The sequence below is a fragment of the Candidatus Cryosericum odellii genome, from assembly GCF_003570935.1.
Taxonomy (GTDB): Bacteria; Caldisericota; Caldisericia; order Cryosericales; family Cryosericaceae; genus Cryosericum; species Cryosericum odellii.
The window spans coordinates 1-2,688 of the sequence record NZ_QXIU01000094.1; the positions used below are offsets into that span (position 1 = coordinate 1).

Consider the following 2,688-nt stretch of genomic DNA (forward strand, 5'->3'; position numbering starts at 1 on the left):
CACGGCGTCGATGGTGCCGAATGCGATGTTCAGATGACGAAGGACGGAGAACTGGTTGTCATCCATGACGAGAAGGTCGACAGGACCACGGACGGTCATGGCTGGGTGAAGGATTTGACCCTGCAGGAGATCCGTAAGTTCGACGCTGGTGTTCGGTTTCCCGGACCGCTGCACCATGAGCCGATTCCTACAATGCGGGAGGTCTTCGAGGTCTTTGACAGGACGCGGGCAACGCTCAACGTCGAGCTCAAAAATTCGGAGATCGCGTACGAGGGGATGGAGGAACGCTTGCTGGAACTGGCAAGCAGGTATTCGTTGAATGTCATCTACTCTTCATTCAATATCCAGAGCATGGGAGTCATCCGGAAACTGGACGCCAAAGCACGGACTGGACTGCTGTACGCACCGTGGCTGATCAAGGCTCCAGACGTGGTCGCAGCTGCTCGTGAGCAGGGCGCCAACGCAATCCATCCTTACGTTCTCAACACATTCGACGGGCTTATTCGTGAAGTACATGAGGCTGGTCTGGCAATTGCGCCATGGACCGTCGACCTGAGCGTGCTCGTGCGCCATTTTGCAGCCTCACAGGTCGAGACCGTCATCAGCAATGACCCACGCATGGCGGCGGAGGCTGTTGCCGGAGAGAGGGAATGATGCTTGATCTGATTGTTCGCAACGCGAGGCTCCGCGCGAATGAGTCCCTGATGGACATCGGTGTCCGGGACGGTCTGTTTGAGAGCGTTCAGCCCGGGCTGTCTGCGGACGCATCTGAAACCATCGATGCGGCTGGATGTTTTGTGACGCCGCCGTTCGTTGAGTCGCACGTTCACCTCGATACGACACTCACAGCTGGCGAGCCTCATTGGAACGAGAGCGGCACGCTGTTCGAGGGGATCGAGCGCTGGTCCGAGAGGAAGGCACTGCTGACCGAGGAGGACGTCGTGCGTCGTGCCACGAAGGCTATCGAGTGGCAGGTTTCGCATGGCATCCTGCACATCCGGTCACATGTGGACATCTGTGATCCCAAGTTGACTGCCCTGAGGGCGCTGATCGAGGTCAGGCGCGTCATGGCGCCATTTGTGGACATTCAGCTGGTGGCATTTCCGCAGGACGGCATTCTGGGATTCGAGGGCGGAGCAGCCCTGCTCGAAGAGGCCTTGCGCCTTGGTGCGGATGCTGTCGGAGGTATTCCTCACTATGAATTGACACGTGAGGACGGTGTCGAGTCTCTGAAGATCATCTTTGCGCTGGCTGAGAAGTATGGGAAGCTGATCGACGTGCACTGCGACGAGATCGACGATGAACAATCTCGCTTTGTCGAGGTCATGTCGGCTCTGGCTCTGCGTACGGGGATGCGCGACCGGGTTACCGCAAGCCACACAACGGCCATGTACAGCTACAATGGGGCATATGCATCAAAACTCCTGAGATTCTGCGCAAAGAGTGGCATCAACTTCGTCGCGAATCCCCTGGTGAACATCCACTTGCAGGGACGTTTCGACACATATCCCAAGCGACGCGGTCTGACGCGGGTCAAGGAGATGGCGGCCATGGGCATCAATGTCAGTCTTGGTCATGACGACATTCTTGACCCCTGGTATCCAATGGGGACCGGGAGCATGCTGGACGTGGCGCATATGGCAGTGCATGTCGCCCAGATGACGGGAAGGGAAGAAATGCGCTCCGTGTTTCATATGGTAACGGATGCCGGAGCTCGTACGCTGCACATTCAGGACTCTTACGGGATTGAAGTGGGGAAACCGGCTGACCTGGTCATTCTGGATGCTCTCGACGAACTGGACGCTTTGCGACGGCAATCTGTTGCCCGATTTGTGCTGAGCAAGGGAAAGGTCGTCGCACGAACGACGCCAGCCGAAACCACCGTTCTGCTGCAGGGAACTTCGCATCCGATCGACTACCTGCGGTAGCGAGAACAATAGACAGGATTCCAGGTTGTGTAACCAGACAGCCGGCTCTTGGGTGAGCCGGCTGTCAGCATTCCGAGGCAGCGAGGGCGCTAGAGGTCCAGTGATAGCTCGAACTGCGAGACAGTCATGATCTCCACTCCCATGGCAGCCATGTCTCTGAGGTTGGACAGCTGGATCTCGTCCGTCTGGGACGCAGTGGCATCTGAGAGTACGGTCGTTGCATAGTCCAGCGAGAGAGCGTCGTTTGCTGTCGCACGGATGCAGTTGGGAGTCTGCACGCCAGTCAGGATCAATCTATGGGTGCCGAGCCGGCGCAAGAGCGCGTCAAGGTCGGTCGCGAAGAATGCCGACCATCGGGTCTTGACGATAGTGAAATCCCCGGAGGCGGGCGCAAGCTGAGGCAATTCCTCTGCTCCGGGAGTTCCGGCAACCAGAAACCCTCCCACCTCTGCGAAGAGTGTTCGCCGGCTCTGGTCAACGTCTATGCCTGTGGCCCGATGCCGGCGCGTTGCATGGATGATCGACGCATTGGCGGACCGAGCAGCTTTCAGTGCTCTCTGGAGATTCGGTACCATAGCGGGCCCACCTGCAACAAACAGCGGTGATGCCGGAGACAGAAAGTCCTGCTGCATATCGATAACAAGTATTGCCACATCAGTAATATTCACTGGTTCCTCCTCGGCAGGCCACAACTATGCGCCCAGTATATGCGTTTTGGCTCGCCACTCCACGTGAATATTATGCGTCCTTGCAGTTTTTC

At 57.5% G+C, this 2,688-nt stretch carries 3 protein-coding genes; 2 read left to right on the forward strand and 1 reads right to left on the reverse strand.

Translation table 11 applies throughout. The annotated features are described in order from the left end of the window. Together SMC5_RS03760 and codA are read left to right on the forward strand one after the other, a co-directional pair. The coding region (locus SMC5_RS03760) for a glycerophosphodiester phosphodiesterase family protein (protein ID WP_119119656.1) at window positions 1-654 on the forward strand (654 nt) is incomplete at its 5' end. Further along, window positions 651-1,928 carry a cytosine deaminase gene (gene codA, locus SMC5_RS03765; protein ID WP_165848955.1) on the forward strand — a complete coding sequence of 426 codons (1,278 nt, stop codon included), beginning with the start codon at window positions 651-653 and terminating at the stop codon, window positions 1,926-1,928. The genes SMC5_RS03760 and codA, both read left to right, overlap by 4 nt. Before the next feature lie 89 nt (window positions 1,929-2,017). On the opposite strand, the gene SMC5_RS03770 is transcribed toward codA, so the two are convergent. Continuing rightward, window positions 2,018-2,596 carry a cysteine hydrolase family protein gene (locus tag SMC5_RS03770; RefSeq protein ID WP_119087222.1) on the reverse strand — a complete coding sequence of 193 codons (579 nt, stop codon included), beginning with the start codon at window positions 2,594-2,596 and terminating at the stop codon, window positions 2,018-2,020. Between the last annotated feature and the right edge of the window lie 92 nt (window positions 2,597-2,688).